General features: G+C 58.3%; 22 protein-coding genes and 1 pseudogene. 4 read left to right on the top strand and 19 right to left on the bottom strand.

The window, feature by feature from the left end; genetic code table 11:
- Window positions 1-11 precede the first annotated feature (11 nt).
- The 12 genes from flgK to G547_RS0106640 form a co-directional block, all read right to left on the bottom strand.
- Entirely contained in the window at window positions 12-2,759 is a 2,748-nt protein-coding gene (gene flgK / locus G547_RS0106695) for a flagellar hook-associated protein FlgK (RefSeq protein ID WP_027329184.1), read from the bottom strand.
- 13 nt (window positions 2,760-2,772) lie between these two features.
- Entirely contained in the window at window positions 2,773-3,717 is a 945-nt protein-coding gene (gene flgJ, locus G547_RS20440; RefSeq protein ID WP_051234953.1) for a flagellar assembly peptidoglycan hydrolase FlgJ, read from the bottom strand.
- A complete protein-coding gene (locus tag G547_RS0106685; protein WP_027329183.1) occupies window positions 3,717-4,817 on the bottom strand; it encodes a flagellar basal body P-ring protein FlgI in 1,101 nt (366 codons plus the stop codon). The genes flgJ and G547_RS0106685 overlap by 1 nt, the downstream gene beginning before the upstream one ends.
- Before the next feature lie 23 nt (window positions 4,818-4,840).
- The gene (flgH, locus tag G547_RS0106680; RefSeq protein ID WP_245573390.1) at window positions 4,841-5,551 is read right to left on the bottom strand and encodes a flagellar basal body L-ring protein FlgH; all 711 of its coding nucleotides are present in this window, start codon (window positions 5,549-5,551) and stop codon (window positions 4,841-4,843) included.
- A gap of 22 nt (window positions 5,552-5,573) precedes the next feature.
- Window positions 5,574-6,359, bottom strand: a complete 786-nt coding sequence (flgG, locus tag G547_RS0106675; RefSeq protein WP_027329181.1) for a flagellar basal-body rod protein FlgG — start codon at window positions 6,357-6,359, stop codon at window positions 5,574-5,576.
- Window positions 6,360-6,467: 108 nt separating this feature from the next.
- The gene (gene flgF, locus G547_RS0106670; RefSeq protein ID WP_027329180.1) at window positions 6,468-7,211 is read right to left on the bottom strand and encodes a flagellar basal-body rod protein FlgF; all 744 of its coding nucleotides are present in this window, start codon (window positions 7,209-7,211) and stop codon (window positions 6,468-6,470) included.
- A 270-nt stretch (window positions 7,212-7,481) separates the two neighbouring features.
- Window positions 7,482-9,830 carry a flagellar hook-basal body complex protein gene (locus tag G547_RS0106665; RefSeq protein ID WP_027329179.1) on the bottom strand — a complete coding sequence of 783 codons (2,349 nt, stop codon included), beginning with the start codon at window positions 9,828-9,830 and terminating at the stop codon, window positions 7,482-7,484.
- 32 nt (window positions 9,831-9,862) lie between these two features.
- Window positions 9,863-10,582 (bottom strand): flagellar hook assembly protein FlgD, encoded by a 720-nt coding sequence (locus tag G547_RS0106660; RefSeq protein WP_027329178.1) that lies wholly within the window; start codon window positions 10,580-10,582, stop codon window positions 9,863-9,865.
- 26 nt (window positions 10,583-10,608) lie between these two features.
- The gene (flgC, locus tag G547_RS0106655; RefSeq protein WP_027329177.1) at window positions 10,609-11,061 is read right to left on the bottom strand and encodes a flagellar basal body rod protein FlgC; all 453 of its coding nucleotides are present in this window, start codon (window positions 11,059-11,061) and stop codon (window positions 10,609-10,611) included.
- 54 nt (window positions 11,062-11,115) lie between these two features.
- Window positions 11,116-11,520, bottom strand: coding sequence for a flagellar basal body rod protein FlgB (gene flgB / locus G547_RS0106650; protein WP_027329176.1), 405 nt, complete (start codon window positions 11,518-11,520; stop codon window positions 11,116-11,118).
- Between the two features lie 260 nt (window positions 11,521-11,780).
- Window positions 11,781-12,956, bottom strand: a complete 1,176-nt coding sequence (locus G547_RS0106645; RefSeq protein WP_027329175.1) for a phosphoglycerate dehydrogenase — start codon at window positions 12,954-12,956, stop codon at window positions 11,781-11,783.
- Between the two features lie 71 nt (window positions 12,957-13,027).
- Window positions 13,028-14,140 carry a phosphoserine transaminase gene (locus G547_RS0106640; RefSeq protein WP_027329174.1) on the bottom strand — a complete coding sequence of 371 codons (1,113 nt, stop codon included), beginning with the start codon at window positions 14,138-14,140 and terminating at the stop codon, window positions 13,028-13,030.
- A gap of 939 nt (window positions 14,141-15,079) precedes the next feature.
- Between G547_RS0106640 and glk the strand changes: the two are divergent.
- Window positions 15,080-16,096: pseudogene (gene glk / locus G547_RS0106635) on the top strand (glucokinase); the annotation flags it as partial.
- Here glk and G547_RS0106630 read toward each other — a convergent pair.
- The 4 genes from G547_RS0106630 to prfB form a co-directional block, all read right to left on the bottom strand.
- The gene (locus tag G547_RS0106630) at window positions 16,073-17,089 is read right to left on the bottom strand and encodes a LacI family DNA-binding transcriptional regulator (RefSeq protein WP_036187428.1); all 1,017 of its coding nucleotides are present in this window, start codon (window positions 17,087-17,089) and stop codon (window positions 16,073-16,075) included. The pseudogene glk and the gene G547_RS0106630 overlap by 24 nt on opposite strands.
- Before the next feature lie 389 nt (window positions 17,090-17,478).
- Window positions 17,479-18,333 (bottom strand): thioredoxin, encoded by an 855-nt coding sequence (gene trxA / locus G547_RS0106625; RefSeq protein WP_281167758.1) that lies wholly within the window; start codon window positions 18,331-18,333, stop codon window positions 17,479-17,481.
- Window positions 18,334-18,354: 21 nt separating this feature from the next.
- On the bottom strand, window positions 18,355-19,842 hold the full coding sequence (lysS, locus tag G547_RS0106620) for a lysine--tRNA ligase (RefSeq protein ID WP_027329170.1): 1,488 nt from the start codon (window positions 19,840-19,842) through the stop codon (window positions 18,355-18,357).
- Window positions 19,843-19,882: 40 nt separating this feature from the next.
- Window positions 19,883-20,978 (bottom strand): peptide chain release factor 2 gene (gene prfB, locus G547_RS0106615; protein ID WP_157209807.1). Its coding sequence is split into 2 segments (ribosomal slippage): window positions 19,883-20,905 and window positions 20,907-20,978, totalling 1,095 coding nucleotides; the frame shifts between segments, so codons are not numbered across the junction.
- Window positions 20,979-21,268: 290 nt separating this feature from the next.
- Between prfB and G547_RS0106610 the strand changes: the two genes are divergently transcribed.
- Together G547_RS0106610 and G547_RS0106605 are read left to right on the top strand one after the other, a co-directional pair.
- On the top strand, window positions 21,269-22,222 hold the full coding sequence (locus tag G547_RS0106610) for a glycosyltransferase family 2 protein (protein WP_027329168.1): 954 nt from the start codon (window positions 21,269-21,271) through the stop codon (window positions 22,220-22,222).
- On the top strand, window positions 22,212-22,586 hold the full coding sequence (locus tag G547_RS0106605; RefSeq protein ID WP_036187425.1) for a GtrA family protein: 375 nt from the start codon (window positions 22,212-22,214) through the stop codon (window positions 22,584-22,586). Before G547_RS0106610 ends, G547_RS0106605 begins: the two co-directional genes overlap by 11 nt.
- 337 nt (window positions 22,587-22,923) lie before the next feature.
- On the opposite strand, the gene cueR is transcribed toward G547_RS0106605, so the two are convergent.
- Entirely contained in the window at window positions 22,924-23,328 is a 405-nt protein-coding gene (gene cueR / locus G547_RS0106600; RefSeq protein WP_027329166.1) for a Cu(I)-responsive transcriptional regulator, read from the bottom strand.
- Window positions 23,329-23,575: 247 nt separating this feature from the next.
- On the opposite strand from cueR, the gene G547_RS0106595 reads away from it, so the two are divergent.
- Window positions 23,576-23,806 (top strand): hypothetical protein, encoded by a 231-nt coding sequence (locus tag G547_RS0106595; protein WP_027329165.1) that lies wholly within the window; start codon window positions 23,576-23,578, stop codon window positions 23,804-23,806.
- Window positions 23,807-23,889: 83 nt separating this feature from the next.
- On the opposite strand, the gene G547_RS20435 is transcribed toward G547_RS0106595, so the two are convergent.
- A complete protein-coding gene (locus G547_RS20435) occupies window positions 23,890-24,147 on the bottom strand; it encodes a DUF4404 family protein (protein ID WP_036187422.1) in 258 nt (85 codons plus the stop codon).
- 241 nt (window positions 24,148-24,388) lie between these two features.
- On the bottom strand, window positions 24,389-25,783 hold the full coding sequence (locus G547_RS20430; protein ID WP_245573386.1) for an MATE family efflux transporter: 1,395 nt from the start codon (window positions 25,781-25,783) through the stop codon (window positions 24,389-24,391).
- Window positions 25,784-25,790 lie beyond the last annotated feature (7 nt).

Raw genomic sequence — 25,790 nt, 5'->3', positions numbered from 1 at the left:
TCGAGTTCAACTCAGATCGAGTTCAACAAGGTGTCAAACATTTCACGGGCGACTGAAATCACCCGGGAGTTAGCGTTGTAAGCCTGCTCAAACTTGATCAGGTTCGCCGCCTCTTCATCCAGGTTGACGCCGCTGATGCTGTCGCGGGTGCTCTGGCTCTGCTCCATGAGGCTGCGAGCCGCCTCGGTGTTGGTGCGGGCAGAGGCGCTTTCGGTGCCCACCTGCTCCACCAGACGTCCGTAGGCATCGCTCAGGCCCAACTGGCCATCGCCCATGACCTTGGCGGTTTCCAGCGCCGCCATGGCCAAGGCGTTGCGGTTGTCGTTGGTGGCGTCCTCGTTGAAGCCCAGGGTAAAGGTATCGCCCGCTTTGGGCTGACCTTTAATGGTGGCCTGATATCCCAGGTAGGACGACTGGGCAAAATCGGCGGCATCGCTGTCACCGAAGAGCTGGCTGTCTGAGGGGGCGGTTTCCAGGGTCACGCCATCAGAGAGGGTCAGGTCGACCCGGCCACCGACGGTAACCGTGGACTCGTTGCCCGCTCCCTGCCCCGACAAGCGCACATCCGGGTTGCCGGTGCTGTCATTGACGCTGAACTGGTTCTGGGTGGCGTTATCCGCCTGGAGGCGAATATCCATGTCCACGCCGGAGGAAGCCACCAGGTTCAGCTCAGGGTTTCCGGTAACGGGGTGAGCGCCGCTCTCGGCCCGAAAGCCGAGCGCCTGCAGATTCTCGTTGCCATTGATCCGCTCGGCCAGGTATTCCTGGAAGGCCGCCGGATCGGTCTGGGCGTTGGGGACAGTAGGCGCAATCACGCCGCCCTGGTATTCCACCAGCGCTTCACCGTTCACGGTAATCTGTACCGGCGAGCTAAAATCTTCAAAGCTCATGTCAGTGATGGTCGCGCTGGTAAACGCGTTGGCCGACACCCCCGGTACGCGACTGAGCTGGTCGGCCAGCGCGGCGGCCGAGCCATTGGGTCGGCTCACGACGTTCTGGGTACTGATAGCACCGGTCTCCGGGTCAACAATGCCAAAGCGCATCTGCTCGACCGGGTAGCCGTTGCCCTGGGCCGCTCCGCCCGCCACGATCACTTGCGGATTGCGCCCCTCCGGCAGCCCCAGGCGGGCACCATCGCCGGTGATGCGGGTCTCGCCCGGATCGGCCGGGAACAGGGCGTTTTCCTGTCCTGGAATGAAAATCTGCTCCCGGATCGGCGGTTCCAGCGGCTTGGGATTCGACGGATCGGAATTGTCCAGAATCTCGTAGGTGGTTTCCGAGGTAAAGCGGACAATCACCGGGGGCGAGAGTTGGCCTTCCTTTGAAAAGGTGGGAAGGACTTCGCCGTTGGCGCCGACTTTGCTCAACACTTCACCCTGGCTGATAATGCCGGCGCCCACATTACCGCTGTCGGTGCCGGTACGAACCGGTGAGGCGAACGCCAGGTCTTCGGGGCGACTCAGTGTGGTCTCGATATAGCGAGCGGCGTCAGTGGTCGGTTTCAGGGTAAAGGAGTCGCCTCCCTGAAAGGACCCCCCATCCAATGTCAGAGACAGGCCGTCAAACTCCATGGTTTGCGGATAGCCGCCGGTGACCAGCCCCTGCTGAACCACTTCGTTGTCATTCAGGCGGGTGATCACGTAGTTGTTGGAGTTGTCGAGAATCTGAAAGCGGTAGTTGCTCGTGCTCAACTGGTTGACATTGTCAATACGCAGCGACATTTGACGATCGTCAGGACCGGCGTTATCGCCCGGCACCACCCGCTGGCTGATCAGGTCTTCGGAGTTGATGTCTTTGAACAGGCGTTGGCCGTAGTCGCCATCGAGATCCAGCCCGCGCAGTTGCTGCTCGTTGAACGTATCGGACAGCACCAGTGAAATGCGCCCCAGCTCGTTCTTGGCGGTCTGCAGGATACCGTTATTGAAATCCACCAGTGCGCCCAACTGGCCGCCGTTCAATTGCTCCGTCACATTGTAGGACCGGGTGCCCCTTCCGAGAATGACTTCACCCCGGTTGGAGATAGTAAAACTGTTCGAGTCGGTACCCACTACGATGGCCTGCCCCTGCCCCATGAACACATTGACGCTGCCATCCCCCTGGTTCACCACGCTGATGCCAACCAGCTCCGAGAGCTCCTGAAGCTTCTGATCCCGGCGGTCCAGCAGGTCGTTGGGTTGGTTGCCGGTGTTCGGCACGGTTTTATCGACAATGGCCTGATTGAGCTCGGCGATATTGCGCGCGAGGCCGTTCACCTGATCGGCAATTGAGTTCATCTCCTGACGGTTATTGTTCTCGATTGACACCAGCCGGTCATACAGGGTGTTCATGCGATTACTGAGGCTTTCAGACTCGGTAATGATCAACTGCCGGGCGGGAGAAGATGAGGGGTTGTCCGCGCCGTTCTGAACGGCGGCGAAAAACTGTTTGAGCCCACCGGTCAGCCCCGTGGTTTCATCGGCGAACAGCTTGTCAATTTCCTTCAGGTTGGTGTTGTACTTGTCCAGCGCATGAAAGTTGGTGGTATCGGTGCGCAGCTGGCTCGTGACGAACTGATCGACAATCCGGGTGATGGATTGGGTAATCGCCCCGCTGCCTACATAACCGGCGCTACCGAGCTGCTGCGCCGGACGGGCAATATCCTCCGTACGCTGGCGACTGTAGCCCTCGGTGTTGGCGTTGCTGATGTTGTGCCCGGTAACGCGCATCGCATTCTGGCTGACGCGCAAACCCGAGATAGCATTGGACAGTAATCCGGACATGGGTGTTTACCTATCAGGCATCATTAAGCGTTGACGGTTGACCGTCTTCGAGCGAAGCCAAGGGCTCGGTACGCATCAGGGTTTTCAGCTTATCGGCGTAGGCCGGGTCCGTGGCGTAACCGGCGGCCTGCAGCTCTTCCACATAAGCTTCGGCGTCCGCACCGGACATGAGCGCTTCGCGGTAGCGGGGGTTATCCTGCAGGAAGCTCACATAATCCGAGAAGCTCTCTTCGTAGCTGTCGTACTGGCGGAAGTTCGCCTGCTCCACCCGGGGCATGCCGTCGCGATACTCGATGGTGGAGACATTGATCCGCGCCCCCTCCCAACGCGAATCCGCTTTGATGTTGAAGAGGTTGTGGCTGTTCTGCCCTTCGCGGGTATGGATCACGTGCTGGCCCCAACCGGTTTCCAGCGCGGCCTGAGCCACCAGGGCCTGGGGCGATACCCCCAGCGCTTCGGCGGCCCGCTGTGCCTGGTCCTGAATCTGCGCCACAAACGCGGCCGGATTGGTGGTCATTGCCGCCTTGCCACCCAGTGTCTGAATCGGTTCAGCGGTCGATGCGCCAGAAGTACGCTCAACGCTCGTCGCGTCGAGGGCCTGCCCTGCTTCCGGTTTCAGGTGGTCCCCGTAAGCTTTCTGCATTTGTTGGTACATCATTTCCGCCAGGCCCAGACCGCGACCCTGCGTCAGCTCAAGGGACATCTGCTGGTCCAGCATTTCCTGATGGAATTTGGTTTGCTCGCTACTGAACATATTGTCTTTACCGAACACCTCGTTCGTCGAGCGCATCTGTTTGAGCATCTGATGCACAAACATCGACTCAAACTGACGGGCCACTTCCCGCAGGGCTTGAGGGTCACCGTTGCGGCCCTGCTCACGCAGCTGCTGCAAGCCGTCATTGTTCAGGTGGCTGTCCTGAATCTGTTGGCGGGCCATTGACGTATCGACAGGAATCATCAGATCACCATTATCTGCGCATTGAGCGCACCGGACTGTTTCAGTGCTTCCAGAATAGCCATCAGGTCACCGGGAGACGCTCCCACGTTGTTCACGGACCGGACGAGGTCCTCCAGCGTATTGCCGGGGGCGAACTTGAACATCGGGTTGGTTTCTTCGGTGATTTCCACATCGCTGCCCGGCACCACCACAGTCTGTCCCTCGCCCAACGGGTTGGGTTGCACGGCGGTATAATCTTCCGAAATCGACACGGTAAGATTGCCGTGGGTAACCGCCACCGGAGAGACCCGCACGTGTTGGCCCACCACGATGGTGCCGGTACGGGAGTTGATCACCACTTTCGCGGCCGCTTCACCGGGTTCGACTTCGATGTTCTCCAGCAAAGAAATAAAATCCACCCGCTGGGATGGGTCCTGCGGGGCACTGACGGCCACCGTCACCGCATCCTGAGCCTGGGCGACCTGAGGGCCGAGCATTTTGTTGATACTTTCGGCCACGCGATTGGCCGTGGTGAAGTCAGCACGATTCAGATTGAGCATGATCGGCTGGCCCGAGGCGAAATTGGTTTTGACTTCGCGCTCGACGCTCCCGCCGTCGGGTATGCGCCCCACGCTGGGAATGTTGACGGTAATGCTTGAACCATCGCGACCCTCGGCACCGAAACCACCCACGACCAGGTTACCCTGCGCCAGCGCGTAGACCTGGCCATCGGGCCCCTTCAACTGGGTCATCAGCAGGCTGCCCCCGCGCAGGCTGGTGGCGTTGCTCACTGAAGAAACGGTGACATCCAACGTCTGTCCCGGCTTGGCAAAAGCGGGCAATTCCGCTTGGACCATAACCGCCGCCACGTTTTTTGTCTGGACGCGGGTACCCGGCGGCACGGTGATGCCGAACTGTTGCAGCATATTGTTGAATGACTGCACGGTAAATGGCGACTGGTTGGTCTGGTCACCAGTACCGTCCAGGCCGACTACCAGGCCATAACCCACCAGCTTGTTGGAGCGAACGCCGCCCACCGACGTAATATCTTTGATGCGCTCCGCCGCGACAAAAGTGCTGCTCAGCAAAAGGGTCAAAGCCAGAAAAAGTCGAAAGCTCATCGGGTGTACCTCAATAGGGCGCATTAAAACGGCCAGTAACCACTGTTAAAGAAACGGGACATCCACCCCATGGTTTGGGAGTCCGCCAGGGTACCGGTGCCACTGTAGGAGATCTGGGCATTGGCCAGGCGTGTGGACGGTACCGTATTGTTCGGCGATACATCGTCGGGACGGACGATGCCACTGATGCGGATAAATTCATCGCCGCGGTTGATGGTGATCCACTTTTCGCCGCGCACGACCAGGGCGCCATTGGGCAATACCTCGGCCACGGTTACGGTAATATTGCCCTGGAGGCTATTGCTCTGATCCGCGCCGGCATCGCCATTGAAGCCACGGTTCTGTTCCAGATTGGTTTCCAGGGTATTGCCCCGGAAACTGGGAACGGTGCCCAGTAGCGGACCGGCGTTGAATTCCAACTCGCTCTCTTTTTCCACGGAAACCCCGGAGCTTTTGCTCGATACGGTCCGTTCTGCCAGCGTTACAGTGATAATGTCGCCCACGTTCAACGCCTTGCGGTCGGTATACAACGCCATGCCGTAATTGCCCTGGTACAGGGAGCCTTCGGTGCGCTGTGGCAGGCTGGCCGCCGGAGACACAGTAGGCGCGTAATAGGGGTCGCCAGGGACCGGGCGCTCATAGGTGACGCAGGCGGACAGCGCCACGGCGCCCAGCACCGGCAATAACCGGGCGAGTCGACCCACTGTGTTGGCGAATCCGGTTTGAATCATCATGGCCACGGCCTCACTCATTCTCTTACAACGTCTGGTTGATGTACTGCAGCATCTGGTCGGCGCTGGACACCACTTTGGAGTTCAGCTCGTAGGCGCGCTGGGTGGAGATCATGTCCACCATTTCCTGCACGATGTCCACGTTGGAACTTTCCAGCATGCCCTGCTCCAGACTGCCCATACCCTGCTGTGAGGGCGCGCCCACCACCGGGTTACCGCTGGCGACGGTTTCGACATACAGGTTGCCGCCAACGGACTGCAGACCGGAGGGGTTAATAAAATCCGCCAGCTGAATCTGTCCAATTTCCTGCGGTTGCGGGTCTCCATCGAAGTGCGCACTGATAATGCCGTCTTCACTGATATTGATCTGGCTGGTGTTTTCGGGGATCACGATTCCAGGCTCAATCAATAAGCCATCATTGGTAACCAGCTCCCCTTCCCCATTGACTTGCAGCTGACCGTTGCGGGTATAGGCCAGGTTGCCGTCGGGTTGAAGCACCTGAAGAAAGCCGCGGCCATCGATAGCCACATCCAATGCCTGGTCGGTCACCTCCAGACTGCCGGTCGTGAACTCCTTCTGGGTCGCGACAATGCGCACCCCAGTGCCGATCTGCAGACCGGAAGGCAGTTCGTTATTCTGGTTCGCCAGGCCGCCGGGCTGGCGTTGGGTTTGATACAGCAGATCCTCAAACACCGCACGATCGCGTTTGAAACCCACGGTACTGACGTTAGCCAGGTTGTTGGAAATGGTGGCCAGCTGCTTGTCCTGAGCCCCCAGACCGGTCTTGCTGATATAGAGTGCTGCGTGCATGGTCGTTCTCTCTTAATGATCGCTGCTGAATCGTCGGTGTCGATGCTTGCCGCTTTGCGGCAAGCTTTTACCGCTTACCCCACTGCCTTGAGCGGGAGCCGTTCGTTATCAGGAGTTTTGCAATAGCCGTGCCGAGGTTTCGGAATTCTGCTTCGCGGTCTGCATCAGCTTGAGCTGCATCTCGTACTGACGGGAAAGGCTCAATATCTGGGTAAACTCATTCACCGCGTTCACGTTGCTGCCCTCCAGAAAACCGGTGACGACCGAGACATTCGCATCGGCCTCGGCGGGCACACCGCCGTCCAGACGAAACAGGCCGTCCTCGCCTTTACTGACCTGTTGCAGGTCCGGGTTGACCAGCTTGATCCGGTCAACCTCCACCATCGCCTCTGGACCGAGGCCCTGAGCGACAATAGAGAGCGTGCCGTCAGCGCCTATCTCAAGCTTATCCAGCGGCGGCAAGGCAATAGGCCCTTCGTTGCCGATAACCGGCAAGCCGCTGCCATTGCGCAAGATACCCAGCGGATCAATATGGAGGTCGCCCGCCCGGGTATAAGCTTCAGTGCCATCGGGCGCCTGGACTGCTATGAAGCCCTCCCCCTCGATCGCGATGTCCAGATCCCGCCCGGTTTCGTTCATTGGACCGGATTCGAAATCGGAGGCCGGACTTTCCGTGAGAGCGTAGGCCCGTGTGGGGTGGCCGTCTCCGTAGTACACCGGCATGCTGCGCGCCTGGGCAAAGTCCGCCCGAAACCCCGTGGTGTTGAGGTTGGCCATATTGTTGGAATGATTGGCCTGAGCCAGCATATTGTGCTTGGCGCCGGTCATGGCAATGTAGAGCGCTTTGTCCATGGTGCCTCCCGAAAGAACGGAAAAATGTCGCTTTGGAGAGGTATTGCAAGAGTGGTGCCAAGATGGGGACGTGGTGCAAAAATAAGGTGGGAGTGATGTGCATTCTAGTAAGGGGGCCGTAGTGGGGTAAACCATTGCAAGACACGCCGTGAACCCATCCCTGGGGGCTCGAATCGCGGGTCCCCCGCTCCACGGTCTTGCAATGGTTTACCCCACTACGGCCCGAGCGTAACTCTAACTCATTACGTCCGTTCGAGCCGCCCTTCTCAATTAACGGAGGTTGATGATGGTCTGGGTAATCTGGTTGGCAGTCTCAATGGTCTTTGAGCTCGCCTGGAAATTGCGCTGGGCAATAATCAGATTCACCAACTGCGTGGACAAATCCACGTTGGACTCTTCCAGGGCACCGGCATTGATCGCCCCAAGAGACGCCGAACCAGGCGCACCGATCACCGGCTCCCCGGAGTCCGACGACTGAACCCACGCGGTGTCCCCCACCGGCTTCAGCCCTTCCACATTATTGAAGTCGGCCAGTGCGACCTGCCCCAATACCTGTGCTTCACCATTAGTGAACCGGGCAAAAATGGTCCCGTCATCACCGATGTCCACGCCAGAGAGCCGACCCGTTGTAAAACCGTTCTGATCCTGACTCTCTACCCCGAAATTCGCGCCGAACTGAGTCGTACCATCCAGGTCAATTTCGAAGTTCGAGCTGGTGGGTGGATCAGTCACCGGCAACTGTCCGCCCTGCAGGACATTCAAGGGTGGCAGGGCACCAGCGACGGAACCGTCATCATTGCGCGGCGTCCAGTTGGAAATCAGCATTTCATCGGTCAACTCCTCGTTCAGCGAGCCATCGCTGTTGAAATGCACGTTGAACGAGGCCATGGTCGGTTCGGTATTCTGGGGGGGCGGCAGGGTCGGATCCGGGTCCCCCACATTCTGCCCATCCACCTGGACGTGCATCATCCAGTGGTTAGGAGACGTCGAAGGGTTGTTCGGGTCATAGGGCTCGCGTACAAAGTACTGCTCCAGCGTATGGGGATTCCCCAGGCTGTCATACACCACAGACGTCGTGGAGTGGTTGAAGGTGCCCTGATCATCGGGATCAAAAGCGTTGATGGAAACTTCCGCGAAGCTATCCTCGGTCAACGGGGAAAACAGGTTGCCAACGCTCGGGGTGGCCGTCTGCAGGCTATACCCCTCCTCCATCAGAATCGTCAGGCCGCCACCGACAACAGTGTCCTGGGTATTGGTGTTCACGGTTTGCACACCAGTGCCGGTGCGTCCGATCATGTCAAACGTCCCCGGCGGTTGTGCGCCCCCAAAACCGAAGCGAAGGTCGGCCCCCACAGCGGAGGTAATTTCCAGATCCCCGGTATTGTTGATTTCCGCACGAATACCCGCGAGCTGCGAGGAGCTGAGACTGTTGATCTCATCTTCCAGGCCATCCAGTGTCGTTGCATTCAGTTGAACACCGTTCAACGTCATGTTGTTGTTACTGTTGTCAAAGCTGCCCGCGAGAATACGAGCGTTTGTGGTGGCGGAGGCCGTTACTCCCGCCAACGCGTTGAGTTCAGAGGCAGTTTTTGCAGCAGACGCACCGCTTTCACTGGTGAAGTTGAACACGTTGCCATCGGGGCCCTGAAATTCCAGATTCTGAGCCACATAACCATTGTCGACGGCGGGAATCCCCGCCACCGAGGCCGGAGCCCCATTCAGAGCGGTGGACAAGGCGTTACCGCCAGTAACGGCGCCCAGTGTGATGGTGGAGCTGACGCCTTCGGTCAAATCCTGAAAACGCAACTGACCACCGCTGGCGACCGCCTGTACGTTAATGGGAGACGGCGCACCAAAAATTTCACTGTTGATCAGGTTGGCAATGTCCTGCACGGAGTTTGCCGTAGAACCGTCAAGGGTGACCGACACGGTGCCGTTGCCCGAGGCCGGGTTTGAGCCGGTCAGCTGAATATCAAAGGTGGTGGGGTTGGCCGCAAAGTTGATCGGGGTGGCGATGGCCCCCAGGTCCATGGTGGTGGAGGTCGCGTCCTTCAAACCTTGCTGGGCAACGCCCACGGCCGCGCCATCGGTTTCGAACTCAGTGCCCACGGTTTCCAGAACCGGCTGGTTGGAGTCCAGGTTAAAACGCCCTTCCACCAGCGTGGTCTGCCGGGGCGCCTGCACACTGACATCTACCTGCAAGTCACCCAGACTGCCGTTGATATTGCCGTTTTCATCGGCGGCAAAGCCCTGTAGACGAGCGCCGGTATTGGCGACGATAAAACCTTCGTCACTCAGACCAAACGCCCCGGCTCGAGTGTACTGACGATCACCGCCATTGCTGGTCACAAAAAAGCCGGCGCCATTGATGGCCAGATCCAGGGAGTTGTCGGTGAAGTTCCGGTTGCCCTGACTGAACTGTTGGCGGATGTTCTGCAGGTTGACACCGCTACCCGGGGTGTTGGCGGTGGTCCCCAGAATGCTGCCGGCGTAAATATCACCAAACTCCACCCGGGACGATTTGAAACCGGTGGTGCTGGCGTTGGCGATATTGTTACCGGTCACGTCCAGGTCAGCGCTGGCGGCGCGAATGCCGCTAAGAGCAGTATTAAAAGGCATGTGAGTCTCCTCGTTTCAACGCGGTGGAGCGATTAATTAAATTGTTTGATGTCGCCGATGTTCACGGCGCCCATGCCCGCCAGGTTCAGGGTCAACTGCCCATCATCCCCCAGTGTTACGCTATTGACGTTAGCGCTGAGTGCGGTGTCGAGCTGAACGCTTTCACCCCCCTGTTTGGCCAGGGCTTCAAAGCGGTATTCTCCGGCCGGCAGAGGCTCTTCCCCGCCCTGCCAGTCCAGCAATTCACCATTGACTTCCATATTCTGGCCATCCCAACGGAACGCCAGTTGCCCGGCGGGCCGGGAACCCAGAGGAATATTCGAGACCAACTCCCCCGCTTCGTTGTAGACATTGAGTTTCATGTCCGAGGCCGACTCTTCGAGGTCAACGCTGCCATTGATGATGCCGCCTTCCAACAGCTGGCTGGTCTCTGACGGAACCGTCACGGAGCGCCCGACCAGAGACGAAGCCTGCAGTGCCTGATTGGACATGAACGAGCCGCTGAAATCTTCAAAGTTGCTGTTCAGGCGCTCCAGTCCTTCGACCGAACTGAACTGGGCCAACTGTGCAATGAATTCGGTGTTGTCCTGGGGCGAGAGCGGGTCCTGATTGTTCATCTGGGTGATCATCAGTTCCAGAAAGGCCGATTGCCCCAACTCATTGCTCTTTGCTTCTTCGCTTTCTTTGTTTTTGTTGGCAATATTCAAATTGCTCAGAATACTGTTGGCCGTATCGTTGTTCACCTGGCTCATTGCTCAATCTCCTATACGGCTCGCGCTTATTGGCCCAGGGTCAGGGCGCGCTGGACCATCTGTTTGGCCGAATTCATGACTTCCACATTCATCTGAAACGAGCGCGAGGCGGAAATCATATTGGTCATCTCCTCCACCGGGTTGACGTTGGGGTAGAACACGTAACCCTCTTCGTCCGCCTGCGGGTGGTGTGGCTCGTATCGGCGCTGCAGTGGTGCATCGCTTTCCACAATACCCATGACCTGCACACCGCGTCCCGCCGGGGCTTCGCCACCAAAACTCATGCCGTCGCTACCCTGCATTCCGAGCATGGCGTCGCGCTGCATCTCGGCGAACACCGGCTGGCGGTTGCGATAGACCTGATCCGCACTAGAGCTGGCGGTCTGGGCATTCGCCAGGTTACTTGCTGTGGTATTCAGCCGAACGGTCTGGGCATTCATACCGGAGCCGGCGACATCAAAAATATTGACCAGTGACATTTTCTTACTCCCGCGCCGTGGCGTTTACATCAATCAGTTTGAGTGGGGCTTGACCTATTCACCGCGCAAGGCGCTGGTGAGGCCTTTGAATTTGCCGTTCAGAAATTGGAAGCTGGCCTGAAAATCCAGAGCATTCTTCATGTACTCGGCATGCTCAATGTGCTCTTCCACGGTATTGCCATCAATGGAAGGCTGCTGTGGCACGCGGTACATGACATCCGGGTTGCCCAGCTCACTGCTGTTACCCCCCTGCATGTGCCGGGCGTTGGTTGCCGCCAGGTTCACGCCCGAGGTTTCACCGGACTGGCGGGCCAGAGCCTGGCGGAAGTCCAGATCTTTCGCCTTGTACCCGGGGGTATCCACATTCGCCATATTGTCGGCCAGCAGCTCGGCACGCTGGGCGCGCATCTTGAAGGCGGACTCGTGGATTCCCAGAGCGGATTCAAATGAAATAGCCATCGGTAAACTCCAAAGCGGCAACACATAATCTGAAATGTATACAGCAATCGCTGTGCCAACCGTTGAAAACCAACTCAAGCAACTGATTTAAAAAGACTTTTCAGGGGAGAAGAGTGTTTGAAGAACCGCCGGAGGGCGGCAGCGGCAAAGACCGGAAAGGAAAGGAGGAAAGCTGGCCGGCCAAAAGCGGCAAGGGTTTACCGCTTCTGCCGGCCGCTCCGCGGCAAGCCGCAGAGCAATCGAGCGTGTCGACGGACCGGTTAGACGACCCGAACGGAAATCACGTGGTCGACATGCGCCACCGCCGCAATCACCGCTTCGGTGGGCGGCTGTTCCAGGTCAATGATGTTATAGGCGATATCGCCCCGGCTCTTGTTGACCATGTCAATCACGTTGATATCGTGCTCGGCCAATACCGAGAGCACATGACCCAACACTCCTGAGACGTTATCGTTGCAGAAGGTGATGCGGGCGCCCAGGTCCCCGTTGCGCTCCATACCCACGGCCGGAAAGTTCACGGAATTGCGAATATTGCCGTGCTCCAGGTAGGCCTTGAGCTGGTCGGCCGCCATGACCGCACAGTTCTCTTCCGCCTCCAGGGTGCTGGCGCCAATGTGCGGCATGGCATAGACGTCCGGACGGGACAGCAGACAGGGCTCCGGGAAGTCGCAGACGTAACGGCCGAGCTGCTCCTTATCCAGACTGCGAACGATCGCCTCGGGGTCCACAATGGCATCCCGGGCAAAGTTGAGCAACACCGCCCCCTTCTTGACCGATTTTAGCGACTCATCGTTAATCAGGTGCTTGGTGGCCTCGATCGCCGGCACGTGAAGGCTGATGTAGTCCGCCCGCCCGAGCAGCGATTGCAGGTTGCCCATACGGCCCACCTGACTGGGCAGGCGCCACGCCGCTTCCACCGACAACGCCGGGTCATAGCCCACCACGTCCATTCCGAGCGCCAGAGCGGTTTCCGCCACCATGGAGCCGATGGCTCCCAGGCCGACCACACCGAGGGTTTTCCCTTTGAGTTCCGAGCCGGCAAAGTTGGATTTCTGCTTTTCCAACAGTTTGCTCATGGCATCGGCGTCGGTCATGTCAGTCAGGGTCTGCACGTATTCCATACCGGGAAGAATGCCGCGCGAGGCAAGCAGCATACCGGCGAGTACCAGCTCCTTGACGGCGTTGGCGTTGGCCCCAGGGGTATTGAACACCACCACGCCCTGCCTGGTGTACTCCTCCACCGGCACGTTGTTGACGCCGGCCCCGGCGCGAGCGACGGCTTTCACGCTTTCCGGCAGAGTTTCTTCGTGCAGCTTATGGCTGCGCAGAATAAAGGCATCGGGCTCATTGATGTCGCTGGCCACTTCATACTGATCCCGCCCGAAACGGTCCAGTCCTTTTACGGAAATTTTGTTGTAGGTTTTGATTTTATACATAAGTCATCCATTCAGTGCTTGTCTGGGTCGATGGGTCAAATGGAGAGCGCCCATGAAGGCACCCGGCCCACTCACGCCGTTTTCTGAAAGGCCCAGCTCAACCAGGGCAGCAGAGCCTCGATGTCCGCCGTTTCGACGGTCGCACCACACCAGATACGCAGCCCCGGCGGCGCATCGCGGTAGGCGCCGATGTCATAGGCGACGCCTTCCTGCTCCAACAGTTTCACCATCGCTTTGACCCGGTCCGGCTCCGCGTCCAGGGTGAAACACACGCTGGTGTTGGAAACCGTACCGGGTTCCTTGGCCAGAAACTCGATCCAATCGTTGTCTTTGACGAATTGACTGAGTACCGCCAGATTGGCTTCCGAGCGGCGAATCGCTTCCGGCAGCCCCCCGATACGATCAATCCAGTCCAGAGCATCCAGGTAATCCGCCACACACAGCATGGAGGGGGTGTTGATGGTCTCGCCGCGGAAAATACCCTCAATCAACTTGCCATCTTTGGTCATCCGGAAGATCTTGGGCAGAGGCCATTCCGGCGTGTAGGTTTCAAGCCGCTCTACGGCCCGCGGCCCCAGAATCAGCATACCGTGGGCGCCTTCACCCCCCAGGACTTTCTGCCAGCTAAAGGTCACCACGTCCAACTTTTCCCAGGGCAGCTCCATGGCGAAAACGGCGGAGGTGGCGTCACAGATCGTCAGACCGGCACGGTCGTCCGGAATCCAGTCACCGTTGGGCACCTTGACGCCCGAGGTAGTACCGTTCCAGGTGAAAATCACGTCGTGATCAAAATTGACCTTGTTCAGATCTGGCAGGAAACCGTAGTCCGCCTCCAGCGGCGTGACATCCTTGAGTTTCAGCTGCTTGATCACATCGGTCAGCCAGCCTTTACCGAAAGATTCCCATTGCATCACATCGACGGGACGCTGTCCCAGCATTGACCACATCGCCATTTCCACCGCCCCGGTATCCGAGGCCGGTACCACGCCCACGCGGTAGCCTTCGGGAAGTCCCAACAGGCGAGCAGTGTCCTCGCAGGCGCGCTTTAGCGCCGCCTTACCCAGCCCGGAGCGGTGAGAACGGCCCAGGGTGGAGAGATCCAGTTGCCCCACGTCGTAACCCGGACGTTTGCTGCAGGGGCCAGAAGAAAAATTGGGGTTGCTGGGCTTAACCTGTGGTTGCATGAGATTCCTCAAACGGTTGACGGTAAACAGGACCGGCGCCGCGGATGCATCGGCGGCGACCGACGATTCTGCCGATCAGGCCGCACGAAAGGGTCGGCCCGCATGGACGCTACGGCGGTGTCATTTCAGAAAGCCGCCGATTATGCCAGTTAATCCGGCACGGCACTAGCGAAGGGCGCAAAAACGGTCTCGACTGCCGCAGGGGCACCTGAAACGCTGGAGCTGGAGAAATTACGGACAAAAAAAAGCCCTTTACAGACGTAAAGGGCAAGAGGGAGACCTCGATGCATCAACCAGACATCGAGGGTGAGAGATCGTGGAACAGAGGTCGCAGAGCGGATCGATTATCCAGCCTGCCGACTTGCCCCTGAGCGGACCACCCTGCCCGCTCTACCAAACTGATTTTGCGTCTACCGCCACCTAAAGCACTGCTGGTGACCGGCTTTGCCTACTACTGATTTTTGTTTTCGCAATGTGCGTAAACTTTACTAATTGGTGACAGCGCTGTCAACACCCCGGCGCGACATTTGCCCTCCGGGCCAAATGCATTCTTCCTGAAAAGACGATGTAACCGTTTACACCCCATTATTCCTGAACACCTCTTCTCGGAGGCGGGTGCTACCGGCACTTACAGATCTTTTCCGCTCCTTGTATTACGTCTTAAAACAAACAATAGCACACTTTTCAAAAAAACAAAATGTTACCGGTTACACCTCTTCAGAGGCCCACACCAAGGGGGTTATCGCCGAGACGCTTACCCTCAGAAAATGCCTATTTATCCACCAAACCGCTTATTTAACCGCCACCACTGTTGACATTCACGCCAGCCACATTGACAGCGCTGTCAACCGACCGTAGACTCACCCGACTTTTTACTCTGAAGAACCGGTGCGATACTGATAAAGCCGGTCTGGCGTACAACAGAACACAGCAAAACAAGCGGGGAACTCTATGAGCTTTATTCTGGTTGCGGATATCGGTGGTACCAACGCCCGCTTCGGTCTGGTGGGCATTGACTCGGCTCGCACAACGCCGCCCGACTTTACCGCCACGGAACAGCACAGCTTACGGTGCGCCGATTACCCCGGCATTGATCAAATGATCCGAGCCTACGCTGACAAAGCCGGGATCCCCCTCCCCGACTACGCTTGCCTGGCCATTGCCGGTCCGATTCACGACGGGCGCGTTCGCATGACCAACCTCGCCTGGGAGTTCGGCATTGAGGAGTTGCGCGAGACGCTGGGCATGAAGGCCCTGGATGTGATCAACGATTTTGCCGCCCTCGCCTACGCAACGCCGCACCTGAAGCCGGAGATGCTGCGTCCCCTCGTCAAGGGAACGGTCAACCCGGACGCCGCCATGCTGATTCTCGGCCCGGGAACCGGCTTCGGTATGGCGGCCCTGGTGCCCTGCAACGGCCGCTGGAAGATTCTCGCCACCGAGGGCGGCCACACCAATTTCGCCCCCGGTAACGAGCGTGAAATCGCCGTTCTTCAGTCCCTGCTGAAACAGCAGGCGCATGTCTCAGTGGAAACACTGATCTGTGGCAAGGGCCTGGTAAGAATCTATCGGGCCCTGGCGGAGATCGACGGCGTCGCACCGGAGGACTACGAACCAGCGGATATCAACGAAAAGGGGCAAAGTGGCGCGGACCCGCTCTGCAAGGAAAGTCTGGACATGTTCTGTGCCATGCTCGGCAGCGCGGTCGGAGACCGGACGTTGTGCCTGGGAGCCCAGGGTGGCGTGTTCCTGGGTGGTGGCATCGCCCCCAAAATTGCCGACTACATCGAAGGCACCGAGCTGGTGAACCGCTACCGCGACAAGGGCCCGATGTCCGACTACGTCGGCCGCATCCCCCTGAATATCATTATGCACGACAAGGCCGCCCTGATCGGCACCGCCGCCTGGCTGATGGATAACACCCCTTCTCTGTCAGCGGAGCGCCGGGCCGGTTGAATCCCGACGAATCAGGCTTGAGCTGAGCATACTCGCTGGCAGCTGTACGTCTTTGCCCTTCAACTGCTTAAGCAGCAGGTCAGTCGCCTTTTGAGCCATGGCCTGAATGGGCTGGCGGACGGTGGTCAGGGAGGGCCAGATCTGGTGGGCGACGGGCGTGTCGTCAAACCCAGCCACGGAAAGGTCTCCGGGAATTTCCAGACCCGCCTGGTGGGCCACCATCATGACGCCGGCAGCCATGTCATCGTTGGCCGCAAAAATGGCAGAGGGTTTCGACTCCAGGGCCAACAATGCCCGAGCCGCCTCCTCCCCCGATTCAAACGAGTTGTACCCCTGTACCAGCAGCGACTCATCCAACGCAATATCATTCTCCACCAGTGCCGCCCGGTACCCCTCGAACCGGTGCGTCACCGCCTTGTGGTCCGGGTGGCCGGCGATAAACCCGATCCGCTGGTGACCAAGGGCGATAAGCTCACAGGTCATGTCATACGCCGCCTCGGCATCGTTGGTTTCCACATAGGGAGACAACCCTTTTCTGACGGTGGGGGCGATCCGCACGAACGGCAATTGGCGCTCCATCAGAATATCCAGTATGGGCTCAACATCCGAGAGCGGCGGCGTCAGAATCACCCCGTCGATACGGGTCTGGCGGATCAAATCCCAGACTTCGCGGGCCACATCCGGGTCCTGGTGGTTGCAGGGGTGAATCAGCACATCGTAGCCCTGAGAGCGGCAGGTCGACAGCACGCCATCCTGAACATCGATCACGTAGTTGGCGCTGGGGTTGTCATACAGCAACCCAATGACGAACGAACGATTCCCCGCCAGGCTACGGGCGGAAAGATTGGGGCGGTAATCAAGCTCGGTAATGGCCTTGAGGACCTTGTCGCGCGTGCTTTGGCGAACGTTCGGTTCCTTGTTGACCACCCGGGATACGGTTTTGATGGAGACGCCAGCCAGAGCGGCGACATTATCGATGGTGGCTTTGGTCACGGCGTGCTCCGCTGCTGTTATTGGTGTGCGCACTATCCGAAAAAGCGGCCGGAAACGCAAGCCGGAGGCCGTCAGAGACGCCCCTTCCTGCTTCCAGCCCTTGCGTGGCGCGGATCTGGAAAAAACCGCCAAAATTTTCGCTCAAACCGGGTGACAGCGCTGTCAATTTATTCTATAGTAATTGAACCTTGAGGGCGAATCCCACGCCCCGGGGCCTGAAAAATCGGCAATTTTTCGGTCTATTGAGAAGTTAAAACAACAAAAGATACCAACACAAGGCAGTTCATAGAGACACAAGGCAGTACACACAAAAGCAGTACGGCTTGTGCCCACCCAGTCGGGTCGGCTGGGTGGGCAAGCTAAGTCCCTTTCCGCGCCCCTCACCTCACTCAATACAACAACGTAAACAGCTTGCGCTGATACTCAATGGCGAGCGGGTCCCCTTTGCCCAGGGCGGCAAGAATATCAGTCAGGGTTTTACGGGCGGCGCCCTCGGCGTAACCCAGGTCTTTCTGCAGAATTTTGATCAACAGCTCCAACGCCTGCCCCTGATACCCTTCCTGGTTATACTGAACCGCGAGCTTGTAACTCAGCTCCAGGCTGTCGGGCTGGCCTTCCAGCTCCCGCTCGAGGGATTCGATTTCAGGCGTTTTCGCCGCCTGCTGCTTCAGCTCCAGTTTGGCTTTGACCTGCTGATATAGAGTGTCCTGATCCGCCAACTTCACGGTATCGAGCATCGCCTGGGCGTCATCCACCCGATTGAGCTCCAGTTGGGCGCTGGCGACCAGGCAGGCGACCTGGGGCTGTCGTCCGGACTCTTCATAGACGCGTTGCAGCAACGGCAGAGCGGCGCTGTAGTCCCCGGACTCCAGCAGTGCCTGGGCCTGGCTCAGTTCCTGCTCCCACGCTTTGGGCAGATGCTGCTCCAGCATCTGGCGTACCTGCACTTCCGATTGGGCGCCGGTGAAACCATCGAGCGGCTGGCCGTCCTTGATCAGCATCACCGTGGGCAGGCTGCGCACGCCGAACTGACTCGCAAGCATCTGCTGGTCATCGGCATTAATACGCGCCAGGAGGATCTGGCCGTTGTACTCTTCAGCCAGTTTCTCAAGAATGGGCATCAGGGTCTTGCAGGGGCCACACCAGTCGGCCCAGAAGTCCACCAGCACGGGGCGCTTGAAAGATTCGTCGATAACGTACTGCTGGGCGTTATCCATCGTGACGTCAATGGTATTCATAGCGATCGCTCTCTCAGGGCCTGGTGATTACGAATGTTCCGGGCGCATGTGCGGGAACAACAGCACATCGCGAATGGAGGCGGCGTTGGCGAACAGCATGACCAGCCGATCGATACCTATGCCCTCCCCGGCCGTGGGCGGCAGGCCGTATTCCAGTGCCCGGATGTAGTCGGCATCGTAGTGCATGGCTTCGTTGTCGCCAGCGTCCTTCTCGCGCACCTGCTCAAGGAAACGTTCGGCCTGGTCCTCGGCATCATTCAACTCCGAGAAACCGTTGGCCAGCTCACGCCCGCCGACAAAGAATTCAAACCGTTCGGTCACGTCCGGCTTGGCGTCAAGACGACGTGCCAGCGGTGAGACTTCCGTGGGGTATTCAGTGATGAAGGTGGGCTGATCCAGCTTGTGCTCCACCGTTTCCTCAAAAATCTCGATCTGGACTTTGCCCAGGCCCCAGGAATCCTTCAGCGGAATCTTGAGCCCTTCGGCGACCCGGCGGGCCTCTTCCAGAGTACTGATCTGCTCGGCCTTCAGGGCCGGGTTGTATTCGAGAATACTGTCGAAGACCGTCACGCGACGAAACGGTTTGCCGAAGTCGTATTCGCTGTCCTGATACGGGACCATGGTAGAGCCCATGACCTGCTGACAAAGGCCGCGCAACATGTCTTCAGTCAAATCCATCAGGTCGTTGAAGTCGGCGTAGGCCTGGTAGAACTCGAGCATGGTGAATTCGGGGTTGTGCCGGGTGGAGAGCCCTTCGTTGCGGAAGTTGCGGTTGATCTCGTAAACCCGCTCAAAACCGCCCACCACCAGCCGCTTGAGGTACAGTTCCGGCGCGATGCGCAGGTACATATCAATATCCAGCGCATTGTGATGGGTAATGAAGGGCCGGGCCGTGGCGCCACCGGGAATGACCTGCAACATGGGCGTTTCGACTTCCATGAACTCCCGGCCATTGAGGTAGCGCCGGATATAGTCGATGCACTGGGAGCGCAGACGGAAAGTGTCGCGCACCTCGGGGTTCACGATCAGGTCCACATAGCGCTGGCGATAGCGCTGTTCCTGATCGTGCAGGCCGTGGTATTTCTCCGGCAACGGCCGCAAGGATTTGGTCAGCAGCTTGTACTGCTCCATTTTCACGTAGAGATCACCCCGACCGGAGCGATGCAGAGTGCCACGGGCGCCGACGATATCGCCGATATCCCACTGGCCCCAGGTCTCCTTGATGGTTTTCTGGGTATCCTTGTCCGCATAAAGCTGCACGGTGCCGGAGGCGTCCTGCAGTACCATGAAGGGCCCGCGTTTGGCCATGATGCGGCCGGCCACGCTGGCGACAAAACCGGCGGTTTCCAGGTCCTCTTTGGACTGGTCGCGGTGTTCGGCCTGCAGCGCGGCGCAGGTGTTTTCCCGGCGGAAATCGTTGGGAAAGGGATTACCTTTCTCGCGAATGGCCGACAGTTTGGCGCGGCGCTCGGCAATCAGGCTGTTTTCGTCCTGGGGGGCGTTGGGCTTGCTCATGGCATCTCTAACGGTTGCGGGTGATTGGAAAGGGCCTGGATCACAGGCCCGCTTTCAAACTGGCGACGATGAACTGGTCCAGCGAACCGTCCAGCACGTTCTGACAGTTGCTGGTCTGCACGCTGGTGCGCAGGTCCTTGATGCGTTGGTCATCAAGCACATAGGAGCGAATCTGGCTGCCCCAGCCGATGTCGGCCTTGTTATCTTCCATGGCCTGCTTTTCGGCACTGCGCTTGAGGATTTCCTGCTCGTACATCTTGGCCCGGAGCATATTCATGGCCCGGTCCCGGTTCTGGTGCTGGGAGCGCTCGCTCTGGCAGCTCACCACGATGCCGGTGGGCACGTGGGTGATGCGCACCGCCGAGTCGGTTTTGTTCACGTGCTGACCACCGGCCCCGCTGGCGCGATAGGTATCGGTGCGCAGGTCGGACGGGTTGATATCAATCTCGATGTTTTCATCGATTTCCGGCGAGACAAACACTGAGCAGAAAGAGGTGTGCCGGCGGTTGCCCGAGTCAAACGGCGACTTCCGCACCAGCCGGTGGACGCCGGTTTCGGTTCTCAGCCAACCGAAGGCGTATTCGCCTTCAAACCGGATGGTGGCACTTTTGATGCCCGCGACTTCGCCCGCGGACACTTCTTCCAGCGTGGTCTTGAAGCCCTTGTGTTCGCCCCAGCGCAGGTACATGCGCAGCACCATTTCCGCCCAGTCCTGGGCTTCGGTACCGCCGGAGCCCGACTGGATATCCAGGTAGGCGTTGTTTTCATCCATTTCGCCAGAGAACATGCGGCGGAATTCCAGCACCTGGAGCTGCTCGTCGAGTCGGTCGATTTCGCGTGCGACATCCCCGGCCGCATCGTCGTCCTCCTCCTCGGCCGCCATATCGAGCAGCTCGCGGCAGTCACTGACACCGACGTCCAGGTCTTCGATGGTACTGACCACCAGCTCCAGAGAGGAGCGCTCTTTCCCCAGGGCCTGTGCTCGCTCCGGATCTTCCCAGACCTGGGGCTCGCCCAGTTCCAGTTCGACTTCGGTTAAACGCTCTTTCTTCTGAGCGTAGTCAAAGATACCCCCTAAGCACATCGGTGCGCTCAGCCAGGTCTTTCAATTGATTCAGCAGCGGATTGATTTCCATAAAGTCTCACTAATGCTCCGCCAGGTCCGGCGCCCGTTCCGGGCCCGTCCCGGCGATGAAATGAATTCGGTCAAGGGCGCGCATTCTAACGCAGATACCGGCGTTCCCGCCAGCGCCGACGCGGCTTGCGACGAAGCCGGAAATGGCGATCTACTGCACAAACTGGCAAACTGGCCCTGTAAAATCGGCACCAAACGGTGGAAAATGCGGGCGGCTTTTCCCTCAGGGATAAAAAAGCCGCCACGGACAGAGACACCAATAACGAATAACGCCCAACCCGGAGCAATGGTATGCACACTCAGTTGTTATCGATCCTGACACCGATGTACAACGAATCCGACGGGGTCGACCACTTCTTCGACACTCTGGAGCACTGCATGCAGGCGGTGCCGATTGACTATGAAATCATCTGTGTCAACGACGGTTCTGCCGATGACACCCTCGAGCGCCTGAGGCGGCACGCCGAACGCAACCCGCGAATCCGGGTCATTTCCCTCACCCGCAATTTCGGCAAGGAAGCGGCCATGACCGCGGCCCTGGACCACGCCCGGGGCGACGCGGTGTTGCCCATCGACGCCGACCTGCAGGACCCGCCGGAGCTGATCGGTGAGATGGTGGAGAAGTGGCGCACCGGCGAGTACGAAGTCGTCTATGCCAAGCGCGCCTCTCGCGACACAGACAGCCTGATGAAGCGCAAAACCGCCCATTGGTTCTACCGGCTGTTTAACAAGATGAGCGAAATCCACATCCCGGAAAACGTGGGCGACTTCCGCCTGATGGATCGTCGGGCCGTGGAGGCGATCAAACAGCTGCCGGAAAAAGACCGCTTTATGAAAGGCCTGTTCTGCTGGCCGGGCTTCCGCCACACGGTAATCGAATTCGACCGTCAGGAACGGGCCCAGGGGGAGACCAAGTTCAACTACTGGAAGCTGTGGAACTTCGCCTTGAGCGGCATCACGTCGTTCAGCACTTTCCCGATCCGAATCGGCACCTACCTGGGGATTACGGTCTCGTTCTTCGCTTTCATTTATGCGGTGATCGTGGTGATCAAAACCTTGACCACGGGCGTGGACGTTCCGGGTTACGCCTCGACGATGGTGGTGATCCTGTTCCTCGGCGGCATTCAGTTGTTTTTCCTGGGCTTGCTCGGAGAGTATGTGGGCCGGATCTACAAAGAAGTGAAAAACCGCCCGATCTATCTGGTAGCGTCCAAGTGGGGCTTTGAGGAATCGGATGCTTCTTAGACAGCTCTTCTGTTTCGGCGTGGTGGGCGCTGCCGCCACGCTGACCCATTACCTGATCGCCCTGTCGGCCCACGAGGTGGCGGGCATCAGTGTGTATATCTCAAACCTGATGGGTTACGTAACGGCGATGGCGGTCTCCTACTTCGGCCACGGCCTATTGACCTTCCGGGTAACGCTGACCCGCGCGACCCTGCAACGCTTCGTGGTCGCATCAGTATCGACATTTCTATTCAGCGAGGCACTGCTATGGGCACTGGAAAGTGGGACAACCCTTTCTTCTCGAGTGACGCTTTCCATCGTGGTGGTTTCCGTCCCGGTATTCTCCTTCGTACTCAATAAATTCTGGGTTTATCAGATTCGTTAGAAGTTTTTAGTGGCATCGAGACCGGCCGTAGGCGGGAGAACCTTCATACAAGACACGCTGCAAGCACACCCCTGTAGCTCGATAATACGTGTCCCGCGATTAACGGTCTTGTATGAAGGTTCTCCCGCCTACGGCCTCAGTGGTTTCGACTACCACCTTCGCCAAGTGTTTTAGTAAAGCTTGCAGGCACCTCTACACGTGCCGGTCAGTGGTGGGGTATACCGGTTGGAGACTCTCTGAGGCATGGATGCCGATGAGAAGCCTACAGGGATGTATTCACGGCGGGTCTCCAACCGGTATACCCCACCACTGACCCTCCACCGAAACCCCGAAACCCCTAGACCAACTTAAAAGGCATCGGCTGAGCCAGATTATCGATAATCGCGCAATCGGCGTGATCATCCCCGGGGCACTGCTCCGCCATGGAAAGCAACGTGCTACGCATCGTCTCAAGCTGCTCCAACTGAGCCTCTACCTGCGCCACATGCGACAACACCAACGCCTTCACCTCCGCACTGCGACGGTTCGGATCCCGATAAAGCGCCAACAACTCCCGACACTCATCCAGATTAAAACCCACTGCCCGGCAATGCTGAAGGAACCGAAGCTGAACCACATCCCGCTCACTGTAATCCCGATAACCATTCTCCGCCCGATCCGGCTCCACCAGACCGAGACTCTCATAATAACGAATCGTCTTACTGTTCAGACCACTACGCTCAGCCGCCTCTCCAATGTTCATACGCTTTCTAGCCTCCCGTGCTCAGCACCTCAAAACACACACCCAAACATTCCAATCACTATAACGTTGTTCTGGCATAAAGACCAACACTTAACCAAAAGCGGCAAAATCTGCCCCCGGTATTAGTGTGATAGACCGCACAACAAAGTCTGTTTTTTGATAGGTATATCAAATACTTACAAATAACATTTGACATTAAAGGTGAGGATATTAAAGTGTCATTAACGAAATGACCGGAGTGTCAGCCATGGAATACCTCAGCATGACCGATCCCGAGTGGGAAACCATGTGGGATCAACTCGCCGACGAGCGCTTGAACAGCGGCGACCCGATCTGTGAATTTTCCGGTCAGGCCTGGGAATACATGGGGTCTACTCAGAACCATCACCACTTCCGCCACGCCTGTCACCCGGCGACAGAGAAGGTCGAATACCTCTACATAGAGCGGGCGGGCGTCGCTTTCGCCTGGGTCGGCTAGCCCGCCTAACCGCCACAAACACCTATACAATAAAAAAGGCCCGCCGTAGCGGGCCTTTTCCAATCCGCTTTCAACCGGGCTAGCTACACCCCGATATTCTTCAGTGTTTCCAGAATCTCTCTCATCACCCCAGCCGTACGGGGATGCTCGGCGGCCATCTCCTCCACCAGCATCTCCAGCGTATCCAGCGGCACTGGCTCTCCATACTGATCTTTGGTCCCCTTGGGGTGAGTATGCAGCTCCAGCTGCTCCATGAGGCGCTTCTGCGGCTCACTGGGCTCTTCACTCCCATACATCTCATGCATCTGGGTAATCAGATTCCGTACTTTTTCCTGGGGCATAGTCACCTCTTTGGTTTGGTTAAATCGCTAGTGTCTTGACGTAGCGTTTGGAGCATTAGTGAGGTCCGGGGCTCTGCACGGTGTAGCCTTCCGGGACACGCCGTAAACCCGTCCCTGGGGGCTCGAATCGCGGGTCCCCCGCTCCACGGTCCCGGAAGGCTACACCGTGCAGAGCCCCTCAGTGCCAACACTTAAAATTCTTCATTCCACTTTGCTTCTGTCAGTATAGACAATAAAGGCGCTAGGACGTTTGCTTCATCGCGCGCCTTTTTACCTCCCGGGCCTCCCGCGCCGCTACACCGTACTCCTTCCAGTGGCCCTGACGCCAGCGCCACCACTTGATGGCCGCTCTTACCGACTCATCCACAATCGCCGCTACCATTACACCATAGATTCCCCACCCCAGCGTAATCGTCAGAATGTAAGCCAGGGGAACCGAGAACAGCCAGATAACCCCAATCGTCGTGTAAGAAATAAAAGCCGCATCACCGGTGGAGCGCAACGCGCCGCCCATCACGATATTCACCGTACGGGCCGGCTCCGAGAGGAATGCCAACACAAAGACCCAGAAACCAAAGGCCAGAATCGCCGGGTCGTCCGTATAGATACCCAACACCGGCTGGTTAAACATCACCCAGAACAGTGCCAGCAACCCGGTGCCCCAGATAGCGATCTTGACGCTTCGGCGCATTTGCCGGTCGGCCTCATCAAACTCGTTGCGGCCGACCCGCTGAGCGATGATCACTTCCGTGGCCATGCTCAGCGCCACCGAGATCATCAGGCAGAACAGGAAGGTGTTGAACGCGTAGACTTTGACCTTCAGCGCCAGGTCCCCGACTCCAGCCACAATCCAGTTGAGCACGATCATGTACATGTTGAAGGAAACCGGCTCAAGGCTGGCCGGGGCGGCGATACGAAGCACGGGCTTGATCAGCGATCGGAATTCGCGGATGCCCTGCTTCAGCGGCAGCCGCAACTTGAGTTTCCAGTGCACGATGGTCGCCGTAAACAGGAAGCTGCAGGCGATGGCGGCGACGCTGGCCATGGCCACGCCGTCGACGCCCATGGGTTCGATCCCGAACAGGCCGAACACCACGATGCTGTTTCCCAGAATGTTCGCACCGAAGAAGATGAAGTTGCTGACAGTGTTCCACTTGGGGTCACCATAGACGTTCAGAATGGTCTGGTAAGAGGCCCGCAGGCCCCAGATGGCGACCATCCACCCGATGATTCCCAGGTAGGTCACCGCATGGGTTTCGATAGCGTCGGACAGAGGCATCCAACCGGCGACAAAAGCACCGCCGGTATTGATCGCCAGTGCCGTCAACACCGCCAGGCCGATGATCAGCAGCACGTAGGCCATGATGGTGGCGTTGGCGGTATCGTATCTGTTGGCGCCAATGCGCTGGCTGGCGATGCTGGAACCGGCAAAAGCGGTCACCATCAGCAGCGTGTTGCCAGCAAACACCAACGGCGACACCGCGCCCACGGCCGCCGCCGCACTGTCGGATATGCGGCTGAGGAAAAACATATCGGTCAAGGGGATGGTGAAGGTGACCGCCTGGTCTATCAGCATGGGGGCACTCATCCCCCAGAGGCCCTTATCCAGCACCCGGCTTTTTGGCTGATTACTCAAACGCTTC

This window comes from Marinimicrobium agarilyticum DSM 16975, from assembly GCF_000423345.1.
In the GTDB taxonomy this organism is placed as follows: Bacteria; Pseudomonadota; Gammaproteobacteria; order Pseudomonadales; family Cellvibrionaceae; genus Marinimicrobium; species Marinimicrobium agarilyticum.
This window is presented reverse-complemented; position numbering and strand designations above follow the sequence as displayed.